General features: G+C 72.3%; 24 protein-coding genes. 11 read left to right on the forward strand and 13 right to left on the reverse strand.

The genetic code is table 11. The annotated features are described in order from the left end of the window. From EBO15_RS46520 to EBO15_RS36715, 4 genes are all read right to left on the reverse strand, one after another. Positions 1-345: hypothetical protein (locus tag EBO15_RS46520; protein ID WP_233616695.1), on the reverse strand; the 345-nt coding region annotated here is incomplete at its 3' end. A 285-nt stretch (positions 346-630) separates the two neighbouring features. Continuing rightward, a complete protein-coding gene (locus EBO15_RS36705) occupies positions 631-1,146 on the reverse strand; it encodes a GNAT family N-acetyltransferase (protein WP_122199081.1) in 516 nt (171 codons plus the stop codon). A 50-nt stretch (positions 1,147-1,196) separates the two neighbouring features. Then, positions 1,197-1,622 (reverse strand): TIGR03667 family PPOX class F420-dependent oxidoreductase, encoded by a 426-nt coding sequence (locus EBO15_RS36710; protein ID WP_122199082.1) that lies wholly within the window; start codon positions 1,620-1,622, stop codon positions 1,197-1,199. A gap of 189 nt (positions 1,623-1,811) precedes the next feature. Further along, positions 1,812-2,855, reverse strand: a complete 1,044-nt coding sequence (locus tag EBO15_RS36715; protein WP_122199083.1) for a sensor histidine kinase — start codon at positions 2,853-2,855, stop codon at positions 1,812-1,814. 261 nt (positions 2,856-3,116) lie between these two features. On the opposite strand from EBO15_RS36715, the gene EBO15_RS36720 reads away from it, so the two are divergent. Both EBO15_RS36720 and EBO15_RS36725 read left to right on the forward strand, forming a co-directional pair. Beyond that, positions 3,117-4,133 carry a hypothetical protein gene (locus EBO15_RS36720; protein WP_147481827.1) on the forward strand — a complete coding sequence of 339 codons (1,017 nt, stop codon included), beginning with the start codon at positions 3,117-3,119 and terminating at the stop codon, positions 4,131-4,133. A 24-nt stretch (positions 4,134-4,157) separates the two neighbouring features. Further along, positions 4,158-5,720 (forward strand): FAD-dependent oxidoreductase, encoded by a 1,563-nt coding sequence (locus EBO15_RS36725; RefSeq protein WP_122199085.1) that lies wholly within the window; start codon positions 4,158-4,160, stop codon positions 5,718-5,720. 79 nt (positions 5,721-5,799) lie between these two features. Here EBO15_RS36725 and EBO15_RS36730 read toward each other — a convergent pair whose 3' ends face one another. Further along, positions 5,800-6,195 carry a hypothetical protein gene (locus EBO15_RS36730; RefSeq protein ID WP_147481828.1) on the reverse strand — a complete coding sequence of 132 codons (396 nt, stop codon included), beginning with the start codon at positions 6,193-6,195 and terminating at the stop codon, positions 5,800-5,802. A gap of 237 nt (positions 6,196-6,432) precedes the next feature. On the opposite strand from EBO15_RS36730, the gene lon reads away from it, so the two are divergent. Beyond that, positions 6,433-8,826, forward strand: coding sequence for an endopeptidase La (gene lon / locus EBO15_RS36735; RefSeq protein WP_122199087.1), 2,394 nt, complete (start codon positions 6,433-6,435; stop codon positions 8,824-8,826). 53 nt (positions 8,827-8,879) lie between these two features. Here the strand turns inward: lon and EBO15_RS36740 are convergent, their stop codons facing one another. Next, positions 8,880-10,151 carry a hypothetical protein gene (locus EBO15_RS36740; protein ID WP_199745043.1) on the reverse strand — a complete coding sequence of 424 codons (1,272 nt, stop codon included), beginning with the start codon at positions 10,149-10,151 and terminating at the stop codon, positions 8,880-8,882. Positions 10,152-10,407: 256 nt separating this feature from the next. On the opposite strand from EBO15_RS36740, the gene EBO15_RS36745 reads away from it, so the two are divergent. Continuing rightward, positions 10,408-11,283 carry a phosphotransferase family protein gene (locus tag EBO15_RS36745; protein WP_158628461.1) on the forward strand — a complete coding sequence of 292 codons (876 nt, stop codon included), beginning with the start codon at positions 10,408-10,410 and terminating at the stop codon, positions 11,281-11,283. On the opposite strand, the gene EBO15_RS36750 is transcribed toward EBO15_RS36745, so the two are convergent. The 3 genes from EBO15_RS36750 to EBO15_RS36760 form a co-directional block, all read right to left on the reverse strand. After that, the gene (locus EBO15_RS36750) at positions 11,280-11,663 is read right to left on the reverse strand and encodes an ATP-binding protein (protein ID WP_122199089.1); all 384 of its coding nucleotides are present in this window, start codon (positions 11,661-11,663) and stop codon (positions 11,280-11,282) included. The genes EBO15_RS36745 and EBO15_RS36750 overlap by 4 nt on opposite strands. Then, positions 11,660-11,995 carry a hypothetical protein gene (locus EBO15_RS36755; protein ID WP_122199090.1) on the reverse strand — a complete coding sequence of 112 codons (336 nt, stop codon included), beginning with the start codon at positions 11,993-11,995 and terminating at the stop codon, positions 11,660-11,662. The genes EBO15_RS36750 and EBO15_RS36755 overlap by 4 nt, the downstream gene beginning before the upstream one ends. A 225-nt stretch (positions 11,996-12,220) precedes the next feature. Then, complete coding sequence (locus tag EBO15_RS36760) at positions 12,221-13,012, reverse strand: GntR family transcriptional regulator (RefSeq protein WP_233616696.1); 792 nt, start codon at positions 13,010-13,012, stop codon at positions 12,221-12,223. 32 nt (positions 13,013-13,044) lie between these two features. Here EBO15_RS36760 and EBO15_RS36765 point away from each other — a divergent pair, with 32 nt between their 5' ends. Then, complete coding sequence (locus EBO15_RS36765) at positions 13,045-13,545, forward strand: NUDIX hydrolase (protein WP_122199091.1); 501 nt, start codon at positions 13,045-13,047, stop codon at positions 13,543-13,545. Here the strand turns inward: EBO15_RS36765 and EBO15_RS36770 are convergent. Next, positions 13,482-14,477, reverse strand: coding sequence for a helix-turn-helix domain-containing protein (locus EBO15_RS36770; RefSeq protein WP_122199092.1), 996 nt, complete (start codon positions 14,475-14,477; stop codon positions 13,482-13,484). The two genes, EBO15_RS36765 and EBO15_RS36770, sit on opposite strands and share 64 nt — an antisense overlap. 52 nt (positions 14,478-14,529) lie before the next feature. Between EBO15_RS36770 and EBO15_RS36775 the strand changes: the two genes are divergently transcribed. After that, entirely contained in the window at positions 14,530-14,928 is a 399-nt protein-coding gene (locus EBO15_RS36775; RefSeq protein WP_122199093.1) for a cupin domain-containing protein, read from the forward strand. On the opposite strand, the gene EBO15_RS36780 is transcribed toward EBO15_RS36775, so the two are convergent. After that, a complete protein-coding gene (locus tag EBO15_RS36780) occupies positions 14,914-16,446 on the reverse strand; it encodes a nitroreductase/quinone reductase family protein (protein ID WP_122199094.1) in 1,533 nt (510 codons plus the stop codon). The genes EBO15_RS36775 and EBO15_RS36780 overlap by 15 nt on opposite strands. A 148-nt stretch (positions 16,447-16,594) precedes the next feature. On the opposite strand from EBO15_RS36780, the gene EBO15_RS36785 reads away from it, so the two are divergent. The 5 genes from EBO15_RS36785 (at position 16,595) to EBO15_RS36805 (ending at position 21,601) form a co-directional block, all read left to right on the forward strand. After that, complete coding sequence (locus tag EBO15_RS36785) at positions 16,595-17,662, forward strand: Gfo/Idh/MocA family protein (protein WP_122199095.1); 1,068 nt, start codon at positions 16,595-16,597, stop codon at positions 17,660-17,662. Positions 17,663-17,702: 40 nt separating this feature from the next. Further along, complete coding sequence (iolC, locus tag EBO15_RS36790) at positions 17,703-18,674, forward strand: 5-dehydro-2-deoxygluconokinase (protein ID WP_122199096.1); 972 nt, start codon at positions 17,703-17,705, stop codon at positions 18,672-18,674. Between the two features lie 67 nt (positions 18,675-18,741). Further along, complete coding sequence (locus tag EBO15_RS36795; protein WP_233616698.1) at positions 18,742-19,740, forward strand: sugar ABC transporter substrate-binding protein; 999 nt, start codon at positions 18,742-18,744, stop codon at positions 19,738-19,740. After that, entirely contained in the window at positions 19,737-20,774 is a 1,038-nt protein-coding gene (locus tag EBO15_RS36800) for an ABC transporter permease (protein ID WP_122199098.1), read from the forward strand. Before EBO15_RS36795 ends, EBO15_RS36800 begins: the two co-directional genes overlap by 4 nt. After that, complete coding sequence (locus EBO15_RS36805; RefSeq protein WP_199745044.1) at positions 20,771-21,601, forward strand: ATP-binding cassette domain-containing protein; 831 nt, start codon at positions 20,771-20,773, stop codon at positions 21,599-21,601. The genes EBO15_RS36800 and EBO15_RS36805 overlap by 4 nt, the downstream gene beginning before the upstream one ends. A gap of 84 nt (positions 21,602-21,685) precedes the next feature. Here the strand turns inward: EBO15_RS36805 and EBO15_RS36810 are convergent, their stop codons facing one another. Both EBO15_RS36810 and EBO15_RS36815 read right to left on the reverse strand, forming a co-directional pair. Next, positions 21,686-22,084 (reverse strand): hypothetical protein, encoded by a 399-nt coding sequence (locus EBO15_RS36810; RefSeq protein ID WP_147481830.1) that lies wholly within the window; start codon positions 22,082-22,084, stop codon positions 21,686-21,688. Between the two features lie 82 nt (positions 22,085-22,166). After that, positions 22,167-22,838: hypothetical protein (locus EBO15_RS36815; RefSeq protein ID WP_233616699.1), on the reverse strand; the 672-nt coding region annotated here is incomplete at its 5' end.

Raw genomic sequence — 22,838 nt, forward strand, 5'->3', positions numbered from 1 at the left:
GGAGGTCGGCGCCGCGGGCGAGTGGGGGCCTGCCGCCGCACCGCGCTCCCGCGACGGCAGGCCGTTCGTCCCCTGCCGGTCCCCGGCGGCTCGCGCCGTGCGGGAGACCGGGCCCGATGCGGTACGGCCGAGGGCCCGAGGTGTGTCGCCGGCGGTCACCGGGACCGCGCGCGCCGCGCCCCTGGGGGGACGGTGCGTCGCGCGGTCCGGCGCGCCGGGAACGTCCTCGGCCGTACCGGCCGGGCCGTGCAGGGAGTCCTGGGGGAGTTCGCGCGGCGTCCGACCGGGGAGGCGGGGGAACGGCGGGGCGGGGGTGGCCCTCCCCGCCCGCGTCGTGCCCCGCATCCTGGCCCCTCCCCGGTCGGAGGACGGGACGTCCGGCCTTGGCGGGCCGTTGACCTTCGCCGTCACTCACTGTCACGAACTCGATGCGAGAGGTACCCCCCGATCATGCGGCCGTAAACCAAGGTCAAGAAAGTTCCTGGCGCGTGGCCTGCGGTTTGACCGGCCGCTTCCGGAAACGGGGGGAAGGTTCGGCCGAGGCGCCGCAGGGCGAGCCCGGCGGCCGGGCGCGGCGGCCGGGCGGGCCAGGGCGGGCAGGGGTGAGCGGGGCGACGCTGAACGGTCTGCCTAGTCCTCCAGCTCCTCGGCGAGGAGGTCCATGAGCAGGCTGTCGTGCCAGGTGCCGTCCTCGCCGCGCTCGGCCTTGCGCAGGATCCCGACCGGCCGGAACCCGGCCTTGGTGTAGGAGCGGATCGCGGCCGTGTTGGCCGCCGCCGGGTCGATCGTGATCCGGTGGTGGCCGTGGTCGCGGACGACGTGCCGGGCGAGCGTCCGGAGCGCGTCCGTGCCGAGGCCGTGTCCGTGCAGGTCGGCGGCCAGGTAGAGGTCGATGCTCGCGTGCCGGTAGTCGGGTTCCTCCTCGGCCTGCCACTGGATCCACCCGGCCGTCCGGCCGTCGTGGACGATGACGTAGTGGTGCCCGCCCTCCTCGGCGAGGTCCTCGGCGACCGCCCGCTCCAGGTCGCCGCCGCCCCGCCACCATCGGTACACCTCGGGTGCGCGCCGGATCACCGCGAGCGCCGGGATGTCCGTCTCGTCCGCCGGACGCAGGACGACCCGTTCGCCGCGCAGAGTTGGGTCCATGCCCGAACGTTAACGCTCGCCCGCCCGCCCGCCGATGCGGGTACGGGCCGTCAGGCGTGCAGGCGTCGCGGCGTGACGACGATCGCCTCGGAGAACTTCGAGGCGAACCTCTCCGGCGAGCCGAAGACGGTCTCGATGAGGTCGGCGTACTTCGTCCGGTAGCCGGCGACCCCGTCGGCGGACGCGTGTCCCGCCGGGGTCTCGGCCGTCCCCTCGAGGCGCACGACGTTCCGGCCGCGCTCGGTCTCGTCCAGGGCGAGGCTGATCTTGGGGTTCTTCGCGATGTTGCGCAGCTTCCCCTTGCCCGGCTCGCTGTAGATCAGGATCGTCTCGTCGTCGCGGAACAGGAACCAGACCGGGACGCTGACCGGCTGGCCGTCCGGCCGGACGGTCGTCAGCCAGGCGATGGGGTTCGTCCGCAGCCGGTTCTCCGCGCGTTCCCGCGCCTCGGCGGGCAGGTGGGCCGTGAGTTCCATGCCGTTCCTCTCGTTCGGAGGTGTCATGCGCGTCCGCCTCGCGCGCACGCGCATGTGACGGACGCTACAGAGACAAAGGCGTGGAGTCCGGCGCCGATTCCCGCTCGGCGCGTCGCGTCACGGACACCGCGAGGCCGGGCCACGCCGCCTCGCGGCTCGGTCGCCCACGGACGGTCCTGCCGTCGTCCCTCAAAGCGGGACCTCGGCGCGGACGCGCCACACGCCGTCGTCCGGGCCGGCCGTCAGCTCGCCGCCCACGCCCTCGATCCGCTCGCGCATCAGCCGCAGTCCCTGACCGCCGCTCACCGCTCCGGCGTCCGCGCCGTCCGGGCTGTCCACGGTCACCGCGAGCCGCCGCGGCGTGTACGACAGGAGGATCGACGCGTCCGCGCCGGGCGCGTGCTTGCCCGCGTTGGTCAGCGACTCCTGGAGCATCCGGTAGACGGCCATGCCCCGGGACGCGGTCAGCGGACGCGGCCTGCCCTCGACGGTGAGCGTCGCGGGCACCCCGGACGTGTCGATCAGCCCCCGCGCGAGGCTCTCGACGGCGAGCGCGCCGTCCCGCAGCGTCCGGACGGCGGCGACGGTCTCCTCCTGCCCCGCGTGCGCGAGGCGTCCCGCGCGTGCCAGGTGCGCGAGCGCGAGGTCCCGGTCGCCCGTGATCTCCAGCGCCGCCGAGGCCGTCCGGACCTGCAGGGACAGCGCGGTCAGCGAGTGGCCGAGGATGTCGTGCAGCTCCGCCGCGATCCGCCCGCGCTCGGTCAGCGTCGCCGCCTGGGCGTGCCCGCGCCGCTCGCGCCCGATCACGTACGCGACGAACATGACCGCCGCGAGCGTCGCCAGGGACCCGCCACGGTGCGTCAGGTATCCGGCGAGCAGGATCCCGACGCACACCAGCGTCAGCGGGAGCCCGATCCGCGCCGGACGCGCCGCGCCAGCGAACACGCACGCCCACAGCGCGAACCAGCAGACCGCCGTCGCCGGGTGGACGAACAGCAGCGCGCTGCCCGCCACCGCCGTCCAGCACACCGACGCGGTGACCACCGCCGAGTCGCCGAGCGGACCGGCCAGGCCCCAGGCGAGCCAGCCCGCCGACGCCGCCGTGAACGCGATCGCGGTGGCCAGGGGCGTCCCGCGTGTGCCGAGGATCCCGGGATGCGCCGTCTCACCCCACGCCATGAAGGCCAGGCCTGCGAGCGCCGCGATCCTCAGACGCCCCTGCGCACCCACCATCGGCACCGTCCTGTGACCGGGGCGTTCAGTGACGCCTGCAACCGGAGATCAGCTCAGCGGGCGGAGGAAGCCACCCGTTCCCAGTCCTAACGTCCGGAACGGCTTCATTGCGTTCACCCTGGTCGATCTGGCCGTTGTCGGTCTTGTTCGGTTTCTCTGAATCGGTACTCATCGTACCTCTCCTCGGTGAGTGTCTATCCTTTATGTCGGCCTTTAGGGTACGTTCAGTACCGTAAGAATGGCGCTGGAGAAGGGGTGCGCGTGCGTGCCAGAGGGATCAGTTACGACACCGGGTTCGTCAAGGGCGGGATGACCTCCCGGGAGCGCTTCGAGCCGGACCTGGTCCGGCGTGAGCTGCGCATCATCCGTGACGACCTGCACTGCAACGCGGTCCGGGTCATGGGCGGCGACCCCGAGCGGATCGAGATCGCGGCGGCATGCGCCGCCGACCTGGGGCTGGAGGTCTGGTTCTCGCCCTACCCCCTCGAACTGACCGCCGGGGAGATGCTGGCGCTGTTCGCCGACTGCGCCGAACGCGCGGAGCGGCTGAGGCTGCGGGGAGCCGAGGTGGTGTTCGTCGCCGGGGCCGAGCTGAGCCTGATGAATCCCGGGTTCCTGCCCGGCGACAGCACGGACGAGCGGATCGCGTTGCTGCGCCGGCCGGATCGCGTGCGTGAGCGGATCGGCGAGGCCGGCGCGCGGGTGAACGAGTTCCTGGGCGAGGTCGTGCCGCTCGTCCGCGAGCGCTTCGGCGGCAGGGTGACCTACGCGTCGGTGCCGCTCGAGCGCGTCGACTGGACGCCCTTCGACATCGTGTCCGTGGATCTGTACCGGTCGGCCGAGATCGCCGACCGTTTCGCCGACGGCGTTCGCGGCCTGGTCGCGCAGGGAAAGCCGGTCGCGATCACCGAGTTCGGCTCCGCCGGCTACCAGGGGGCCGGTGACAGGGGCGCTCTCGGCCTGGAGATCGTCGAGTACGGCGAGGACGGTCCTGTGCGGCTGAAGGGCGACCACGTCCGGGACGAGGCCGGTCAGGCCGCGTACGTGCGGGAGCTGCTGGAGGCGTTCGACGCCGGAGGCGTCGACAGCGCGTTCGTGTTCACCTTCGCGCTGTACGACCACGTGCACCGCCCCGACGGCGCCCCCCAAGAGGACCTGGACCTGGCCAGCTACGGCGTCGTGAAGGTCTACGAGGACCGCCTCGGGACCACGTACCCCGACATGCCCTGGGAACCCAAGGCCGCCTTCACCGCCGTCGCCGACCACTACCGCGCCTGACAGTCCTTCCACCAAGGAGAGAACGTGATCACAGACGTCGTCATCGTCGGCGGCGGCCCGAACGGGCTGATGCTCGCCTGCGAGCTGAGCCTGGCGGGGGTCCGGCCGGTCGTCCTGGAGCGGCTGCCGGAGCCGAGCCGGGAACCGAAGGCCAACGGGCTGCTCGGCCAGGTCGTGAGGATGCTCGACCGCCGGGGGCTGCACGAGCCGCTCAGCGGCGGCTCGGAACCACCGCGCGCGAACTCCGGATACTTCATGTTCGGCGCGATGGGCCTGGACCTGAGCCTGCTGGAGGACAGTCCCGTCCACGCCCTGCCGGTGCCGCAGCGACGCGTCGTCGAGGTCCTGGAGGAGCGTGCGACCGAGCTGGGCGTGGAGATCCGGCGAGGGCACGAGGTCGTCGGGCTGTCGCCGGACGCCGAGGCGGTCACCCTCGACGTCACGGGCCCGGACGGGGCGTATCCGCTGCGGGCCCGGTACCTCGTCGGCGCGGACGGGGCGCACAGCATCACGCGCAAGCTCTCCGGCATCGGATTCCCCGGCGTCACCTACGACCGGATGACCGTCCGCACAGCGCACGCGACCGTCCCGGCGGACTGGGTCGACTCCACGACCGGTGCGCTGAACGTGCCCGGCTACGGAGCCGTCCTGCCGTTCCTGCCTCATCGCACCGAGCACGGCGGGTTCTCCTACGCGCCGATGCCCGGCCACCCGCCGCTGGTCAGCGCCACCGAATGGGACCGGCCCGAGACCGACGCCCCCATGACCCTGGACGAGTTGCGGGAGAGCGTCCGCCGCGTGCTCGGCGCCGACGTGCCGCTCGGCGCGCCCGCCGGCGAAGGGCCGCACGTGCTGCGACGGCTGAGCGGCGGGAACACCCGCGTCGCCGAGCGCTTCCGCGACGGCCGGGTCTTCCTGATCGGGGACGCCGCCCACGTGTACTCCGCCACCGGGGGAGGCCCCGGACTCAACCTCGGCCTCCAGGACGCGGTCGACCTCGGCTGGAAACTCGGCGCCGTGATCCGTGGCGGCGACGCGTCCGGACTGCTGGACAGCTACGAGACGGAACGGCGATCGGCCGCCCAGCGCATGGTCCTGAACGCGCGGACGCAATCGGCGCTGATCACCCCCGGCGACGACGTCACCGGGCTCCGCGAGCTGTTCACGGAACTGCTCCGCGACCGCGACACCGTGCAGCGCCTCGCCGAACTCGTCGCCGGCGCCGACGTCCGCCACGACATGGGCGGAACCCCGTCGCACCCCCTGATCGGCCGGTTCGCCCCGGACATGGAGCTGCACACCCCGGCCGGGACGGTCCGGCTGGCCGAGCTGACCAGAACCGCCCGCCCCCTGCTCCTCGACCTCACCGAGGACACGTCGCTGACGGAGACGCTCGCACTCCCGGACGATCAGGTCGAGATCATCACCGCGCGCCCCCAGGCGTCCGGGCCCACCGCCCTGCTCCTCCGCCCGGACACCTACGTGGCCTGGGCCTCCGCGTCCCCGCGCCCGGACACGGCGGAACTGGAGGAACTCCGAACGGCCCTGCACCGCTGGACTCCGGCGTCCGGCCCCGCCCGCACCTGAGAGAACCCCCTGAGGACGCCGGACCTCATCGCCCATCAAGATCGGGCCCGGCGGCCCGGGCAGGAGGACCGAGCCGAACTCACGCCGTCGGAGGCGTCACCCAAGGGGCCAGCCGCTCTCCGGCGGCCAGATCCTCACGCCAGTACCGGAAGACGGTTCCCTGCACGATGTCGAGCTGCCCGGCCGCGATCAGGCCGCCGGCGGGAACGGCCCCGCCGGCATCGGCCTCGAAGGCGACCAGCACGGCGGGCGGCTCGTCGACCTGCCGGTCGACGAGCCGGACCTCCTCCGGTGTCGGCTCACGAAACACCGGGTCCTGGAAGGCTGACGGGCACATGACGAAGACCGGGTCGCTGAACACCAGCTCCAGAGCATGGGCGTACGAAAGGTCGTACCCGGCGCCCAGTCGAAGCTGACCGGCGCCCCAGGCAACGACATCCCAGTCCCACCACGACCCCTGGGGAAGCCGAATCACGGGCGTACTCCTCGGCTCGAACGAGCAGGCAGAGTACACGGCCTGCCGCTGCCTCTTCGGTGAGGCGAGCTCCCGAACCGGCGCGGCCCGCTGCACCTGCGGGAGGGACGGCCGTCCCGGAAGTTTGATCGCTGAGAGCGAACGTTGCTGAGGAAATTAATTCGTGCTCCGTTTTCTTGAGTGTGGATGACTCAACCCTGCGGGGTTCGGGTTCCCGAGAGACTTGGAGCTGAGAGCATGAGCGAGACCCTGACGCTGCCGGTGCTGCCCCTGGACGACGGGGCCGTTCTGCCGGGCATGGTCGTCCCCCTGGACCTGTCCGAGGGCGAGGTGCGCGCCGCGGTCGAGGCCGCGCGGGCGGCGGCCCAGTCCCGGGGGCCCGGCATCCGGTCGGCGGTCAAGCCGCGCGTCCTGCTGGTGCCCCGCCTGAACGGGCAGTACGCGGCCGTCGGCACCCTCGGCGTGATCGAGCAGGAGGGACGGCTGCCCGGCGGCGAGCCGGGCGCGGTCGTCCGCGGCGTGTCCCGCGTCCGCATCGGCACCGGGACGACCGGCCCCGGCGCGGCGCTGTGGGTCGAGGGCCAGGAGATCGAGGTCCCGCCCGCGACCGGCCGCGCGCACGAGCTGGCCAAGGAGTACAAGGGCCTGGTCAGCGCCATCCTGCAGAACCGCGGCGCCTGGCAGGTCGTGGACGTCGTCCAGCAGATCGAGGACCCGTCCGTCCTCGTCGACAACGCCGGATACGCGCCCTACCTGAGCGACGAGCAGAAGGTCGAGCTGCTCGAGACCGCCGACACGGTCGAGCGGCTGAACCTGGTCATCGGCTGGGCCCGCGACCACCTCGCCGAGCTGGACGTCGCGGAGACCATCCGCAAGGACGTCCAGGAGGGCATGGAGAAGACCCAGCGCGAGTTCCTCCTGCGGCAGCAGATGGACGCCATCCGCAAGGAGCTCAACGAGCTCAACGGCGACCCCGCCGACGAGGAGGACGACTACCGCGCCCGCATCGAGGCCGCCGAGCTCCCCGAGAAGGTCCGCGAGGCCGCGCTCAAGGAGGTCGACAAGCTCGAGCGGTCGTCCGACGCGTCCCCCGAGGGCGGCTGGATCCGCACCTGGCTCGACACCGTCCTCGACATCCCGTGGAACGAGCGCACCGAGGACTCCTACGACATCGCGGGCGCGCGTGAGGTGCTGGACGCCGACCACGCCGGCCTCGACGACGTCAAGGAGCGCATCATCGAGTACCTGGCCGTCCGCAAGCGGCGGTCCGACCGGGGCCTCGGCATCGTCGGCGGACGCCGCAGCGGCGCGGTCCTGGCCCTGACCGGCCCTCCCGGCGTCGGCAAGACCTCCCTCGGCGAGTCCATCGCCAAGGCCATGGGACGCGAGTTCGTCCGCGTCGCGCTCGGCGGCGTCCGGGACGAGGCGGAGATCCGCGGCCACCGGCGCACCTACGTCGGCGCGCTGCCCGGACGCGTCGTCCGCGCGATCCGCGAGGCCGGGTCGATGAACCCGGTCGTCCTGCTCGACGAGATCGACAAGGTCGGCGCGGACTACCGGGGCGACCCGACCGCGGCGCTGCTGGAGGTCCTCGACCCCGAGCAGAACCACACCTTCCGCGACCACTACCTGGAGGTCGAGCTCGACCTGTCGGACGTGCTGTTCCTCGCGACCGCGAACGTCGTCGAATCCATCCCCGGGCCGCTGCTCGACCGGATGGAGCTCGTCCAGCTCGACGGGTACACCGAGCACGAGAAGGTGACGATCGCCCGCGACCACCTGCTGCCCAAGCAGCTGGAGAAGGCCGGGCTGGAGCCGTCCGAGGTCGCGTTCGACGACGAGGCGCTGCGGAAGCTCGCGTCGGAGTACACGCGCGAGGCGGGCGTCCGGTCCCTGGACCGCGCGATCGCCCGCGTCCTGCGCAAGGTCGCCGCGAACGTCGCGCTGGAGAAGAGCGCGCTGCCGCTGACCGTCGGCGAGTCCGGGCTGAAGGACTACCTGGGCCGTCCGCGGTTCACGCCGGAGGCCGAGCTCAGCAGGTCCGAGCGGCGGACGGGCGTGCCCGGCGTCGCGACCGGCCTCGCCGTGACCGGCGCGGGCGGCGACGTCCTCTACATCGAGGCGTCCTTGGCCGACAAGGAGACCGGCGACACCGGCCTCACGCTCACCGGCCAGCTCGGCGACGTGATGAAGGAGTCCGCCCGGATCGCGCTGTCCTACCTGCGCTCGCGCGGCGCGGAGCTGGAACTGCCGGTCGGCGACCTGAAGGAGCGCGGCGTGCACGTCCACGTGCCCGCCGGGGCCGTCCCGAAGGACGGGCCGAGCGCCGGGATCACCATGACCACGGCCCTCGCGTCCCTGCTGTCGGGCCGTCCGGTCCGCGCGGACGTCGCGATGACCGGCGAGGTCTCCCTCACCGGCCGGGTGCTGCCGATCGGCGGGCTCAAGCAGAAGCTGCTGGCCGCCCACCGGCTCGGCATCACCACCGCGATCGTCCCGAAGCGGAACGAGCCCGACCTCGAGGACGTCCCGGCCGAGGTGCTGGACGACATGACCGTCCACGCGGTCAGCGACGTCCGGGAGGTGCTGGAACTGGCCCTCGAGCCCGCCACCACCCCGGTCACCGTCTGACCGCCCGATCCGGAAGACCGCCTCGCCCCTGTGTGAGGCGGTCTTCCGCCGTTTCAGAAGGGGAAGCGGCCCCGGCGGGCGTCCTCGACCCACGGGATGACGCGGAGCGCCTCGTCCCCGACCCCCGCCAAGGCGACGCCGCCGGGCGGCGCCTCGTGGCCGGGGTTCGTCACGTCCGACGTCCAGTGGTACGCGGGGACGCCGAGGGGGAGGACCCGGCTCGGGTCGGCGTACGTCTCCACGACGACGATCCGGTCATGCCCGGCGAACGCCTCGGCGGCCGCCGTCGCCGGCGCCCTCGCCGTCCGGGCCCCGGCCGGCGGCGGCGCCGAGCGGCGCGCCGGGGGCCAGCGGTACAGGTCGTGCAGCGGCGAGTCGCCGTCGACGAGCTCGAACGGACGTCCCCAGTGGTCGATGACGTCGGCGTGGGCGCACCGGCGGGCCAGCGACAACCCGAACACGCGTGCCGACGGATCGCCCCCGACCATGACGAGCGTCCAGCCCGGGATCTCGGGGAAGCGCGACAGGCTGCGGCCCGCCGCGTCCTCCAGGAGGGCGTTCCACCGGCTGGTCCCGACCGCCCGGCGCGCCGCCGCGAACGCGAGCGGCCCGAGCCCGCTCGCCGCCACGACCGCGGGATCGGCGATCCGCTCGGCGACCTCCATCGCGTCCTCGAACGGCGTGCCCGCGCCGTCGAGCCGCCGCAGCGACGCGACGACCTCCCGCAGCGGGGGATCCCCCCGATTCTCCTGCCGGAGACGCTGCCCGGCGAGCGCGCGGCGGAACACCTCGGCCTGCCGCGCGTCCCGCGGGACGGGGTGGACGAGCCGGATGACGTCGCCGAACCGGTACGGCCGCGGCGGCGCCAGGCCGTCCCACGGTTCGCTCGTCCACGCCGCCATGGGCAGGTTCAGCCGCCGTCCGCCGGTGTCGTGCCGTGCGAGCCCGGCCTCGTCGTAGAGCCGGACGACCGCGTCCGCCACGCCGCGCTTGACCGGCTTCGGGACGGCCTGCCCGTACAGGTGCCGCCAGGTGGCGAGGAGGTGGCCCGGATCGTCCGCGCGCAGGAGCACCGACGACACGACCTGCCGCGACCGTCCGCCCACCTGCCGTTCCAGCCGCTCCCGGACGAAGGCGCACGCGCCGGCGATCGCGGGGATCCGCAGCGGCGTGGACGTCCGCAGCCAGCGCAGGAACCGGGCCGTCCACTCGGGATCGTCCGCCGTGGCGCGGCGGACCAGCAGCAGGAACCGGTCGCGGTCGGCGCGCGGCCACACGAAGAAGCCGTCGGCGAGCGCGACGCGGCTCAGCGCGAGCGTGAACACTTCCTCGATGACGGCCCCCTTCGGTTCGCGTCCGCGAGCGGGGCCCGAGATTCTCGGAGACGGGCGGGTGAACGTCGGAGTCTTCGGCCGTCCCGCCTCGTGGACGGGACACGCCCGATCTCTCCCGGAGCGCAACCATCGCCTCGCACCGGGCCACCGCCCGCGAACGCAGACGCAAACTATCGGCGCCCTACGACAGAACCGCCCGAGTGAAAACCCGTCGCCCTTCCCGCCCGGCTGTGGTCTCGTGCCCCGCATGGAAGATCTGATCCGGGCCGTCCACCCGAACGCCGAGATCCGCGAGGTCCTCACCCGCACCGGCGGCGAGAGCGCCTCCGTCGTCGAGGTCGTCTGCGCGAACCCCGACGTCCGCCTGATCGTGAAGACCTACGAGCAGGGATGGAAGGTGGCCAAGGAACACCACGTCTACACGCTCCTCCCCGACGACGTCCCGGCGCCTCGCCTCCTGCACGCTTCCCGGGAGCCCGCAGCGGTGGTCATGACGTCCGTCCCGGGCACACCCCTATCGGAAGTCTCCACAACCCTGCCCGCGGACGACCTGCGCTCCCTCTACACCCAGATGGGACACATCCTCGCGTCCCTGCACCGCCGTCATATGGACGTGTTCGGCTACATCGTGGACGGCGTCTACAACCCGGTGGCGACGAACACCGAATACATGACGTCCCACTACACCCGCCACCTCAAAACCTTCCGCGAACACGGCGGCGACCCAGCTCTGGCCACCCGCATAGAGAACCACGTCGCATCCCACCCCGACCTATGGCAGACGTGCAAAACCCCAGTCCTCTGCCACAACGACTTCCACGAGGGAAACGTCCTCGTAGAGCAGAACTCCGAGGGCTGGCACATCACCGCCATCATCGACATGGAGAACGCAGTAGCCGCCGACCCATTTCTCGACCTGGCCAAGACCGACTACTACGCCCCGTCCCACAGCCGCCCCCACCTAGAAGCCCTATGGGCCGCCTACGGCACCCCACCCACCCCGAACGCCTTCCCCCTCTACCGCCTCCACCACGCCCTGGAACTCTGGGCCTGGTACGCCACCATCAACAAAACAGACTCCCTCACCAACATCGCCAACGACCTGGCCGAGATGCTCGCCTAAGCGGCCAGGAGGAACCAGACCCGCAGCCGCCCGTCCTCCAACACCAGAAACCCCCACTCCGTCGCCAGTGCGCGAAGAATGGGCAGCCCGCGCCCACCGGTCCCGCAGAGATCGTCGACGAAGTGCGGCACGGCCCCACTCCCACCGTCCACGACCCCCACCGTCACGCCTCGCCCGTCCAGCGCGACCGAGACCTCCACCTTCCCGCCACCCCCGTGCACGACGGCGTTGGTGAAGGTCTCGGAGGTGAGCAGGACGCAGTCGTCAAGCGCGGGATGCTCGTCCCCGAGCACCCCGGCGACCCACCGCCGCGCCACCGTGACCTGCTCCGTATCGGACGGAAACACCTGGTGGTGCTCGACGCCCGGCACAGCGGTCACCGCCTGGTCCGCGTGTGTGTCTGGGCGACGAGGCGGCAGGGTTCGAGCTGCGCGTCGAGCCCGGCGACGACCCGTTCGAGTCGTCTCACAGAGCCAAGGATGTGCCCGGAGCTGTCGAAGAAGAACAGACGTGCCCGGTGCCTGTGCACCCGAACCGACTCGCCGATGTGGGGGACGAGCGGGTGGAACACCCGCAGCAGGCGGGGGCGCTCCCAGGGCCTGGACGAGGTCATCCACCCGTGTTCGGCGAGCGTCCAGGCGAGCCGTCCGAGGTGATGGTCCTCAACGTCCGCGCGCACGGCCCGCCCGGCCGCCGACCGTCGTATTCTCATGTACGTCCTCCCCAGTGAGGATGGGCCGCGCGGCCGGACGGGTCTCCCAATCCATCCCGGCCGCGCGGCTGCTGTCAGCGCGAGCCGCGCACGATCTCGTGCGCGTGCAGGCGCGCTCCGGACCTTGCCCCGACTGTGTTCTCCACTACCGGAGATCAACTTGTCTAGACAAGTTCAATGACTTGTATAGAAGAGAAGTGGCGAGGGTGTCAATGACTTCCGTGATTATCGGGCGGGGAGGTCGTAAGTGAGGACGTAGACATCTGACGACAAGATCGTGTCGCACACCTCGACGGGATTGCCGGTCACGTCAAAAGCGGTGCGTATAAGGCAAAATACCGGGATTCCTGTGCGTAGTTGGAGAATCTCGATCTCATCGGGAGCGGGCATCCTGGCCGTCACCTCTTCCTCGAAGTGTCCCAGGACATGTCCGAGATCTTCGAGTCTTGCGTAGACGCCCCCTGGGCCGGGATTGTCCTCGCTGATCCGGGTGCCTCTTGCTATCCGCGCGGGAATGTACGAGGTGGCCGTCTCGACCGGACTTCCGTTCAGCGCATAGCGTCGGCTGCGCACGAGGACGGGCTCTCCTGTGGCGAGGCCGAGGCGTCTGGCGATGTCGGCATCCGCGACCTCTTCCCTGACGTGGATCAGGTCAACGGTCGGCTCGGCCCCGGCGGAAGCGGACTCCGCCAGGAACGCGGCCTTCCCTTCCTGGCGATGTCGTCGGGCGAAGCGGTCGGATGCGAGGCGACGAATCTGGGGCCGAGGGCGAACGAAGACGCCCCGGCCGTGTTCCGACAACACCAGGCCTTCCGTCTGGAGCTGTTGCAAAGCGCTGCGGACGGTCATTCGGGCGACCTCGTAGTGTGCGACAAATTCCGCTTCCGAAGGAAGCTTGTCGCCTGGGGCAAGAGTTCCGTTCTGGATTGCTTCGCGTAGATGGTCGGCAATCTGGCGAAATACTGGCTTGTCGCTGCGGGGGTCGCGTCCACGCCGAAGCGCCTTGTGGGAGGTCAATCGCATCTCCACTGCTCGTCCGGACATCCACTATGGTCAGGCTACAAGGGAGGAAAGCGGTGGCTGATCGGTCCTTGCGGCATTCGGTGAGCGTCGCTGGAGTCGTCATGGACGATCTCGGCAGGGCTCTGCTCGTCCAGCGCAGAGACAACGGCCATTGGGAGCCGCCTGGTGGTGTCCTCGAACTCGAGGAGAGCGTGCCGGACGGTCTGCGCCGCGAGGTCCTTGAAGAGACCGGCCTGACCGTCGAGCCGGTGGGGCTCACCGGGGTCTACAAGAACATGACCCGGGGCATCGTGGCCCTCGTCTTCCGGTGTCGTGTGCTCGGCGGAGTCCTCTCGTCGAACGCTGAGGTCAAGGCGTTCCACTGGGCCACGCGCCAAGAGGTCACCGCCATGCTGGACGAGGCCTACGCCGTCCGTGTCCTGGACGCCATGGACGTCGAGGGGGCGAGCGTCCAGGTCAGGCATCACGACGGAGTGAGACTGCTTCCTGAGCCGCCGGTGGAGGGGCCGGGGAAGCGGGTGCGGTAGGTGGTGGGGGTCAGGCCGGTGCGGCGGCGGAGGTGGGTGCGGAGGGTGGCGGGGGTGCCGAGGCCGGTGGCGCGGGCTATGGCGTCCAGGCGGAGTTCGCCCTGCTCGATGAGGCGGCAGGCGAGGGTGACGCGTTCGGCGGTGAGCCAGGCCAGGGGAGTGGTGCCGAGTTCGGCGCGGAAGCGGCGGTGGAGGGTGGCGGGGCTGGTCGCGGCGTGGGCGGCGAGGTCGTGCACGGTCAGCGGACGGTCCAGGTGGCGCTGCGCCCAGGCCAGGACGGGCGCCAGGGACGTATCAGGAATGTCGGGCACGGGACGTTCGATGAACTGGCGCTGACCGCCGTCCCGGTGGACGGCGAAGACGAGGCGGCGGGCGACGGAGTTGGCGACCTCCGCGCCGTGGTCGCGGCGGATCAGGTGCAGGCCGAGGTCGAGCGCGGCGGCGGAACCCGCGGCGGTCAGGACGTCGCCGTCGTCGACGAACAGGACGTCCGGTTCCAGGCGCACCGCCGGGAAGCGGGCGCGGAACGCCTCGGCCCAGCGCCAGTGGGTGGTCGCGCGCCGTCCGTCCAGGACACCGGCGGCGGCCAGGGAGAACGAGCCCGTGCAGAAGCTCACCAGCCGGGCCCCGCGCGCGGCGGCGGCCTTGATCGCCGCCAGGACGGAAGCGGACGGAGCCGTCTCGGGATCGGGACGGTTCGGCACGATCACCGTGTCGGCGTGGTCGACGGCGTCCAGGCCCGCGACGCCCGACATCGTGAACAGGCCCGCGTGCATGGTCACCGGGCCGTCGGCGCAGAGCGCGAAGTCGTACCACGGGACGTCCAGCTCGGGACGCCGCAGACCGAACAGCTCGGTCGCGACGCCCAGTTCGAACGGGTTCGAACCGTCCTCCACGATCATCACGACGCGGTGCGAGGATCCTTGCGACATATGCGATTCCTAGCACTCACGCGCGGTGCGCGGCGAGCGGCAGGCTGCACGCATGAGCGATGAACCGATCGACCTTCAGGACGCGCTGGCCTCGTTCGACGAGATCTGGAGCCCGCGCATCGTCACCCGGGTGAACGACTACGACGTGCGCGTCGCCAAGGTGGCGGGCGACCACCTGTGGCACGTGCACGACGACACCGACGAGTGCTTCCTCGTCCTCGACGGCGTGCTGAACATCGGCCTCAGGGACGCGCGGGGCGAGCGGACGGTGACCCTGCGCAAGGGGATGGTGTTCGTCGTGCCGAAGGGCGTCGAGCACAAGCCGTCCGCGCCGGACGGCGCCTCGATGCTGGTGTTCGAGCCGTCCGGGACGCTGAGCGTCGGCGACCGGCACGACGAGGTCCCCGACTACGTGGACGTGACGGTCGGGCACCCGCTAACGCGGGGTTAGGCGGAAGATGCGCAGCTCACGCTGGGTGCGCTCCACATACCGGTCGTAGACGGGCCAGACCTGGATGAGGCGGGGCCACGCGTCGGCCCGTTCGGCGTCGGTCAGCAGGTGCGCGGTGACCGGCGTCGTCCGGCCCCGGAAGGACACCTCGGCGTCCGGGTTCTTGAGGAGGTTCGCCGTCCAGGCGGGGTGCTTCTCGCGGCCGAAGTTGGACCCGACGACGAGCCACGTGCCGTCCTCCTCGGGACGGCACGCGAGCGGCACCTGGCGGCGCTGCCCGGTCTTCGCGCCGGTCGTCGTCAGGAGCAGGCTCGGCACCAGGGCCTGGCCGAGCAGGACCCGGCCGCCGCTGATCCGGTGCAGGGCGCGGTCCAGCGGCGGGACGACCTTGGGCCCGATCCTGGCGAACCAGGGCGCGCCCGAGACGTACCGGAACACCGGGCCCAGGGTGCGCTGGACGAGCGTGGGCATCGGTCTCTCCTTGATGGTCGGCCGGGGCGCTTCCGGCCCCAGCCGGCCCGCGCGACGGTGGTCGAGGTGGCCGGACGCGGCCAGCCAGCGCAGGGTGTCCGCCACGGTCGACTCCACGGGCCGGAGCGTCAGGCCCAGCGCGGCGAGCGTGGGGGCGTCGTCGGTCGGGACGAGGCCGACCATCATCTGCGCGGCGTCCCTGGTCAGCGGATACTCGAAGGACCGGACGCGTTTCGCGGCGTCCAGGGCCCGTCCGAGCGCGATCATGACGGCGGCGGGCACCCGCATCCGCCGGCACGGGACGCCGGTGAGCGTGTCGCAGAGGTCCGCGACCTGCGGCCAGGACAGGAAGGCCCCGCCCAGCGGCCAGCGTTCCCCGCCCCGGGCCGTCGTGACGGCGCGGGCCAGCCCCTCGGCCAGGTCGCGGACGTCGATGACGCCGACGCCGCCGGGCGGAAGCGGCAGGGCCAGGTTCAGCGCGCCGGCGAGGCCCTCGGGCAGCGCGTCCAGATGCGGCTGGTCCGGGCCGCAGACGCCGCCGGGGTAGACGATCGCGACGGGCGCGCCGCCGGCCTGCAGCTCCCGCGCGTACCGCTCGGCGGCGACCTTCGACCGGCCGTAGTCGGTGTGCGGGCTGGCCAGCGGGCTCGCGGGGGTGATGACCGGGCCGTCCGGCGGGACGAACACGGCGACCGACGACACGTGCACGACGGGGGACAGCCCGCGCTCGACGGCCTGCCCGACGACGTTGCGCGTGCCGGTGACGTTGGCCGAGACGAGATCGCCCGCCGGGCCCGTGACGCCGATCGCGGCGGCGGCGTGGATCGCGGCGTCGCAGCCGTCCAGCGCCCGGGACACGGCGTCCGCGTCGAGCATGTCGCCCTGGACGAACTCGACGCGGGACGGGTCGACGCCCAGCGTGGCGAGGGTGCGGGCGGCGCGGCCGGGGTCGCGGACGAGGGCGCGCGGCTCGTGCCCGGCGGCCAGCAGGGCGGCGACGGTGTGCGAGCCGACGAAGCCCGAGGCTCCGGTGAGGAACACGCGCATGAAGGCAACCTAGCGCTTGGTCGCATCCCGGCGGAAGGCCGGGTTCCGGACGGCCCTAACGCCGCGCGCGCCGCGCCCGGGTCGTTGACGGCCCTGGAACGCTCCATCACACTCGGGGCCCACCCATCCCCGCCCGGGAGGGCACCACATGAGGATCGCACTCGCCGGCGCGGGCCGGATCGGCGCGCGGCACGCCGCCGCCCTGGCCCGCTCGCCCCACGTCACCGAACTCATCATCGCCGACGCCGATCCGCGCCGGGCCGCCGCCCTGGCCGACCGCCTCCACCCCGCCTCCGTGTCCACCGCTCCCGTGTCCACCGCTCCCATGTCCACCGCCAAGGCTTCCGCCGCCTCCGTCCGCGGGCTCCCGAGCGTGGACGAGTTGTTCGGCGCACGCCCCGACGCGTTCGTCATCGCGGCGGCCACCGACGCGCACGCGGCGCTCGTCGGGCGCGCCGTCGCGCTGGGCAGCCCGGTGTTCTGCGAGAAGCCGCTCGCCCCGGACGTGGATGGAACGCTCCAAATCATCCGGGACGCCGAGTCCGCGCAGGTCCCGGTCCAGGTCGGGTTCCAGCGCAGGTTCGACGCCGGGTACCGGGCCGCGCGGGACGCCGTGACGTCCGGACGGCTCGGCTGGCTGCACACCGTCCGGTCCTGCGGGTTCGACCCCGCGCCGCCGCCCGCCGACTACGTGCCGGTCTCCGGCGGCCTGTTCCGCGACTGCATGATCCACGACCTCGACTCCGTCCGGTTCGTGACCGGACGCGAGGTGGTCCGCGTCATCGCCGCCGGGGCGAACCGGGGCGACGCGTTCTTCCGCGAGTGCGGCGACGTCGACACCGGCGCGGCCCTGCTCGTCCTGGACGACGGGACCCTCGGCCTCCTCGCCGCGACCAGGTACAACGCGGCCGGATACGACGTCCGGCTGGAGGTGTTCGGCTCCAAGGACAGCGTCGTCGCGGGCCTCGACGCCCGCACCCCGCTCGCCCCCCTGCCCGACGGCGCCGCAGGACGCGGAACCCCCTACAGCGGGTTCCTGGAGCGGTTCGCCGCCGCGTACGACGCCGAGCTCGACGCGTTCCTCCAGGTCGCGGCGGGCGCGAGCGCCAACCCCTGCCCGCCCGCGGAGGCCCTCGAGGCGTTCTACCTGGCCGAGGCGTGCGACCTGTCCCGGCGCGAGGGACGCGCCGTCGACGTCGAGGAGGTGCGCCGGTGAACGCGCGCACCCCGGGCGTCCGCACCCTGGAGGACACCGGATGCCCGCTGACGAACTGATCACCATGGGACGCGTCGTCGTCGACCTCTACCCGCACCAGAGCGGCGTCCCGCTGGAGGACGTCGAGACGTTCGGCAGGTACCTCGGCGGCAGCCCGACCAACGTCGCCGTGGCCGCCGCCCGCCTCGGCCGCCGCTCCGCCGTCATCACCCGCACCGGCGACGACCCGTTCGGCCGCTTCGTCCACAAGGCGCTGCGCCGCCACGGGGTGGACGACCGGTACGTCACGTCCGTCCCGGACCTGCCGACGCCGCTGTCGTTCTGCGAGATCTTCCCGCCCGACGACTTCCCGCTGTACTTCTACCGCCACCCGAAGGCCCCCGACCTGGAGATCCACCCGCGCGAGCTGGACCTCGACGCGATCGCCCGCGCGCCGCTGTTCTGGGCGACGGTCACGGGCCTGTCCGCCGAGCCGAGCCGCGCCGCGACGATCACGGCCCTCGAGGCGCACCCGCGCACGACCGTCCTCGACCTCGACTGGCGGCCCGCGCTCTGGCGGGACCACACGATCGTCCGGCCGCTCGTCCAGCGCGCCCTCCGGCACGCGACGGTCGCGGTCGGGAACCGCGAGGAGTGCGAGATCGCGACCGGCGAGCGCGACCCGCACCGGGCGGTCCGCGCGCTCCTCGGGTTCGGTCTCGACCTGGTCGTCGTCAAGCGGGGCCCGGACGGCGTCCTCGCCGCGACCCGCGAGGGCGCCGTCGAGGTGCGGCCCGTGCAGGTCGAGGTGGTGAACGGCCTCGGCGCGGGCGACGCGTTCGGCGGCGCCCTCTGCCACGGCCTGCTCGCGGGCTGGGACCTCCCGCGCACCCTCACGTTCGCGAACGCGGCGGGCGCCCTCGTCGCGTCCCGCCTCTCCTGCGCCGACGCGATGCCGACCGCCACCGAGGTGGACGATCTTCTGCACAACCAGTCTCATGTACCCCTCCCGACCCGGGAGAAACAGCCGTGACCTGGAGCGGGGAACCCGTCAGTATGGGGCCAGCCGATCACCACCCCCGACGAACGGAGACCGGCCCGTGAGGACACCGACGACACGCGGACGCCTGCTCACCCTGACGACCGCCGCGCTCGCGCTGACCGCCGCGCTGGCCGGTTGCAGCAGCTCAGGGGGCAAGAAGGCGGAGGAGAGCACGAGCCCGGCGGGGGGCGGCGGGCCCCGGCTGAAGATCGCGATGGTGACGCACTCCGGCGCGGGCGACACGTTCTGGGACATCGTCCAGAAGGGCGCGAAGGCGGCCGCCGCCAAGGACAACGTGCAGTTCCTCTACTCGGCCAACCCGGACGGAGGGCAGCAGGCGCAGCTCGTCCAGGCCGCGATCGACCAGAAGGTGGACGGCATCGTCGTCACCCTCGCCAAGCCGGACGCCCTGAAGGACGTCCTCGCCAAGGCCGCCGCCGCGAAGATCCCGGTCGTGTCGATCAACTCCGGCGCGGACGCGTCGGCGCGGCTCGGCGCGCTCGCCCACTTCGGCCAGGACGAGAGCGTCGCGGGTGAGGCGGCCGGGCAGCAGCTCGCGAAGATCGGCGCGAAGAAGGCGCTGTGCGTCGTCCACGAGCAGGGCAACGTCGGGCTGGAGGCGCGCTGCGCGGGCGCGAAGAAGACCTTCGGGGGGTCGATGCAGAACCTGTACGTGACCGGCACGGACATGCCGCAGGTCAAGTCGGCGGTCACGGCGAAGCTCCAGGCCGACAAGGGCATCGACGGCGTGCTCACGCTCGGCGCGCCGTTCGCCGCGACCGCCGTCCAGTCGGCGAAGGAGGCCGGCAGCACCGCGAAGATCGGCACCTTCGACATGAACAAGGACCTCATCGCCTCCATCAAGGACGGCTCGATCCAGTTCGCCGTCGACCAGCAGCCCTATCTCCAGGGCTACGAGGCCGTCGACGGGCTGTGGCTGTACCGGAACAACGGCAACGTCCTCGGCGGCGGACGGCCCGTCCTCACCGGCCCGGCGATCGTGACCAAGGACAACGCCGACCAGATCGCCCCGTTCGCCGAGCGGGGCACCAGGTGACGCAGGCGACCGCCGAAGGCTCGGCGGACGAGCGGCTGGCGCGGCGCGATCCGCTGCGCCGGCTGCTCGTCCGGCCCGAGTTCGGGGCGCTGATCGGCGCGGTCGCGCTGTTCGTCCTGTTCTCGGTGACGGCCGACGCGTTCCTGCAGACGTCGTCGTTCTCGAACGTCCTGTACTCGGCGTCCACGTTCGGGATCATGGCGGTCGGGGTGTCGCTGCTGATGATCGGCGGTGAGTTCGACCTGTCCGCGGGGGTGATGGTGATCAGCTCCGCGCTGGTCGCCTCCCTCGTGTCGTTCCAGCTCACGCTGAACGTGTGGGCGGGCGTGGCGATCTCGCTGGTCGTCACGCTCGCGCTCGGCGTCCTGAACGGCGTGCTCTACGTCTGGACGAGGCTGCCGAGCTTCATCGTCACGCTCGCGACGTTCCTCATGCTGGCCGGGGCGAACCTGGGCGTGACGAAGGCGGTCACCGGGAACGTCGCGTCCGACTCGATCGGCGACATGGACGGCTTCCAGAGCGCGAAGGGCCTGTTCGCCTCCGAGGTCGGCATCGGCGGCGTGAACGTGAAGGTCACCGTGTTCTGGTGGATCGGGTTCACCGCCGTCGCGACCTGGATCCTGCTGCGGACCCGCGCCGGGAACTGGATCTTCGCCGTCGGCGGGAACGCCGACAGCGCCCGCGCGGTCGGCGTCCCGGTCGCCCGCACCAAGATCGCCCTGTTCGCCGGGGTCGCGTTCTGCGCCTGGTTCTCCGGCATGCACCTGCTGTTCGCGTTCCCGGCCATCCAGTCGGGCGAGGGCATCGGGAACGAGTTCTTCTATATCATCTGCGCGGTGATCGGCGGCTGCCTGCTGACCGGCGGCTACGGCTCGGCGATCGGCGCCGCGATCGGCGCGTTCATCTACGGGATGGTCAACCAGGGCATCGTCTACGCCGGCTGGAACCCCGACTGGTTCCGGTTCTTCCTCGGCGCCGCGCTGCTCGCCGCGACCGTCCTCAACCACGTCGTCCGCCGGAGGGCCGAACGGTGACCGCCCTGGTGAAACTGACCGGAGTCGGCAAGGGCTACGGCAGCGTGATCGCCCTGCGGGACGTGTCGCTCGAGGTCGGCGCGGGCGAGGTCGTGTGCGTGCTCGGCGACAACGGCGCGGGCAAGTCCACCCTCATCAAGATCGTCGCCGGGCTGCACCGGCACGACACCGGGACCTACGAGGTGGACGGCCGGCCCGTCGCGTTCGCCTCGCCCCGCGACGCGCTCGACCTCGGCATCGCGACCGTCTACCAGGACCTCGCCGTCGTCCCGCTCATGCCGGTCTGGCGCAACTTCTTCCTCGGCTCGGAGAAGCGCAAGGGCCTCGGACGCCTCGACGTCGACCTCATGCGCCGCACCACCCGGGACGAACTGCTCGCCATGGGCATCGACCTGCGCGACGTCGACCAGCCGATCGGCACCCTCTCCGGCGGCGAGCGGCAGTGCGTCGCGATCGCCCGCGCCGTGTACTTCGGCGCGAAGGTCCTCGTCCTGGACGAGCCGACCGCCGCGCTCGGCGTGAAGCAGGCCGGGGTCGTGCTGCGCTACATCGTCCAGGCGCGCGAGCGCGGCCTCGGCGTCGTGTTCATCACCCACAACCCGCACCACGCCTACCCGGTCGGCGACCGCTTCCTGATCCTGAACCGGGGCCGTCCGATCGGCTACCACGCCAAGGACGAGATCACCCGCGAGGAGCTGACGGCGCTCATGGCGGGCGGCGCGGAGCTGGAGCAGCTCGCCCACGAGCTCCAGGCCACCGGCACGACCGCCGCCGCCCGGGAGCTGAACGAGGACGCCCGCGAACTGGGCATCACCGACGACGACTGACGGCCACCTGTCCCGCCGGGCCACCACGCCCGGCGGGACGGCGGCCCCCTACGTCCGGGTGGCCTCGACGAGGCGATGCCCGGGTCAGAAGTGCGGGTCGTCGTCGACCGCGTAGGCCAGGGTCAGGACGGCGCGCGCCGCGTCCGTCCAGCGGCCGATCGCGGCGGGCGTCATCGTCCCGCCCGCGACGGGGAGCCGCGCGATCAGCCCGGCGACGGCCGGGTCCAGGTCCCGTCCGGCGGCCGGCGGCGGCGGCAGCAGGTCGCGTCCGATCGGGGCGGCCGGAGACAGGTCGTGTCCGGCGGGGTCCAGGTCACGGGCCTGGTGCTCCAGGTCGCGGCCCGCGTGGTGCGGCTCGCGGCCGTCCGGCGCGGCGTGCGCGCCGGGCTGCGGGGCGACGACGCCGGTCTCCGGCAGGCCGGTGAACCGGCCCGCCATCCTGGCCTGCGCCTGTGCCATCTCATGAGCGCCACTGTTCGACATGAACGGCAACCTAGTCACGCCCACCGCCGTCCGGACACGCGATCTCCGGCCCCTTTGCCGAGGCCGAACCCAACCGTTTCTCCTAGGGCCAGGTCGCGCGGTGGAGGACGGTGTCCAGGTCAGGGGTGTTCCAGGCGTCCACGACGACGATCTGCGCGGACGGCGAGTACCAGATCCGCTCGGTGTAGACCGAGCCGGTGCCGTCGCCGCCGCGTTCGAAACAGGGGACGCGCCACTGGTGGTACTCGGCCGTTCGCCTCCCGAGTTCGATGCCCTTGGAGGCGGTCTGGGACGCGCCCTTGCCCGCCCCTCCGGCGACGAGGTCGGGGTGGCGCGGGCAGCTCATGGAGACCTTGGAGGCGAAGGAGTCCTTCGGGTCGTACGGGCCGCCCCCGTAGGCGCCCGACTCCGACTTGTCGAAGAAGCTCGGGCCCATGACGGCGAAGCCGGGGCAGGAGCCGAGGCTGGACGCGGCGGGCCGCCACGTCCCGCCGGTCGCGCAGCCTCCGGCGAGCGTCACGTAGAAGCTGTCGGCGGCCCGTCCCTGGACGGTGATCGGGGACGCCTGCCAGGACGCCGGGACGCGGAGTCCGAGCCGTCCCAGCGTCAGCGCCTTGCCCGCGGCGGCCTCCCGCTCGGCCGCGGCCGTCCGGGACGGCGCGTCCCGGCCGACGGTCTCGTAGACGCCGAAGCCGCCCGCGGCGAGGACGGCGGCGACCGCGAGGCCCACGGCCGTCAGCCTGCGGCCCCGGGA

The organism is Actinomadura harenae (assembly GCF_003696215.1).
Taxonomy (GTDB): domain Bacteria; phylum Actinomycetota; class Actinomycetes; order Streptosporangiales; family Streptosporangiaceae; genus Spirillospora; species Spirillospora harenae.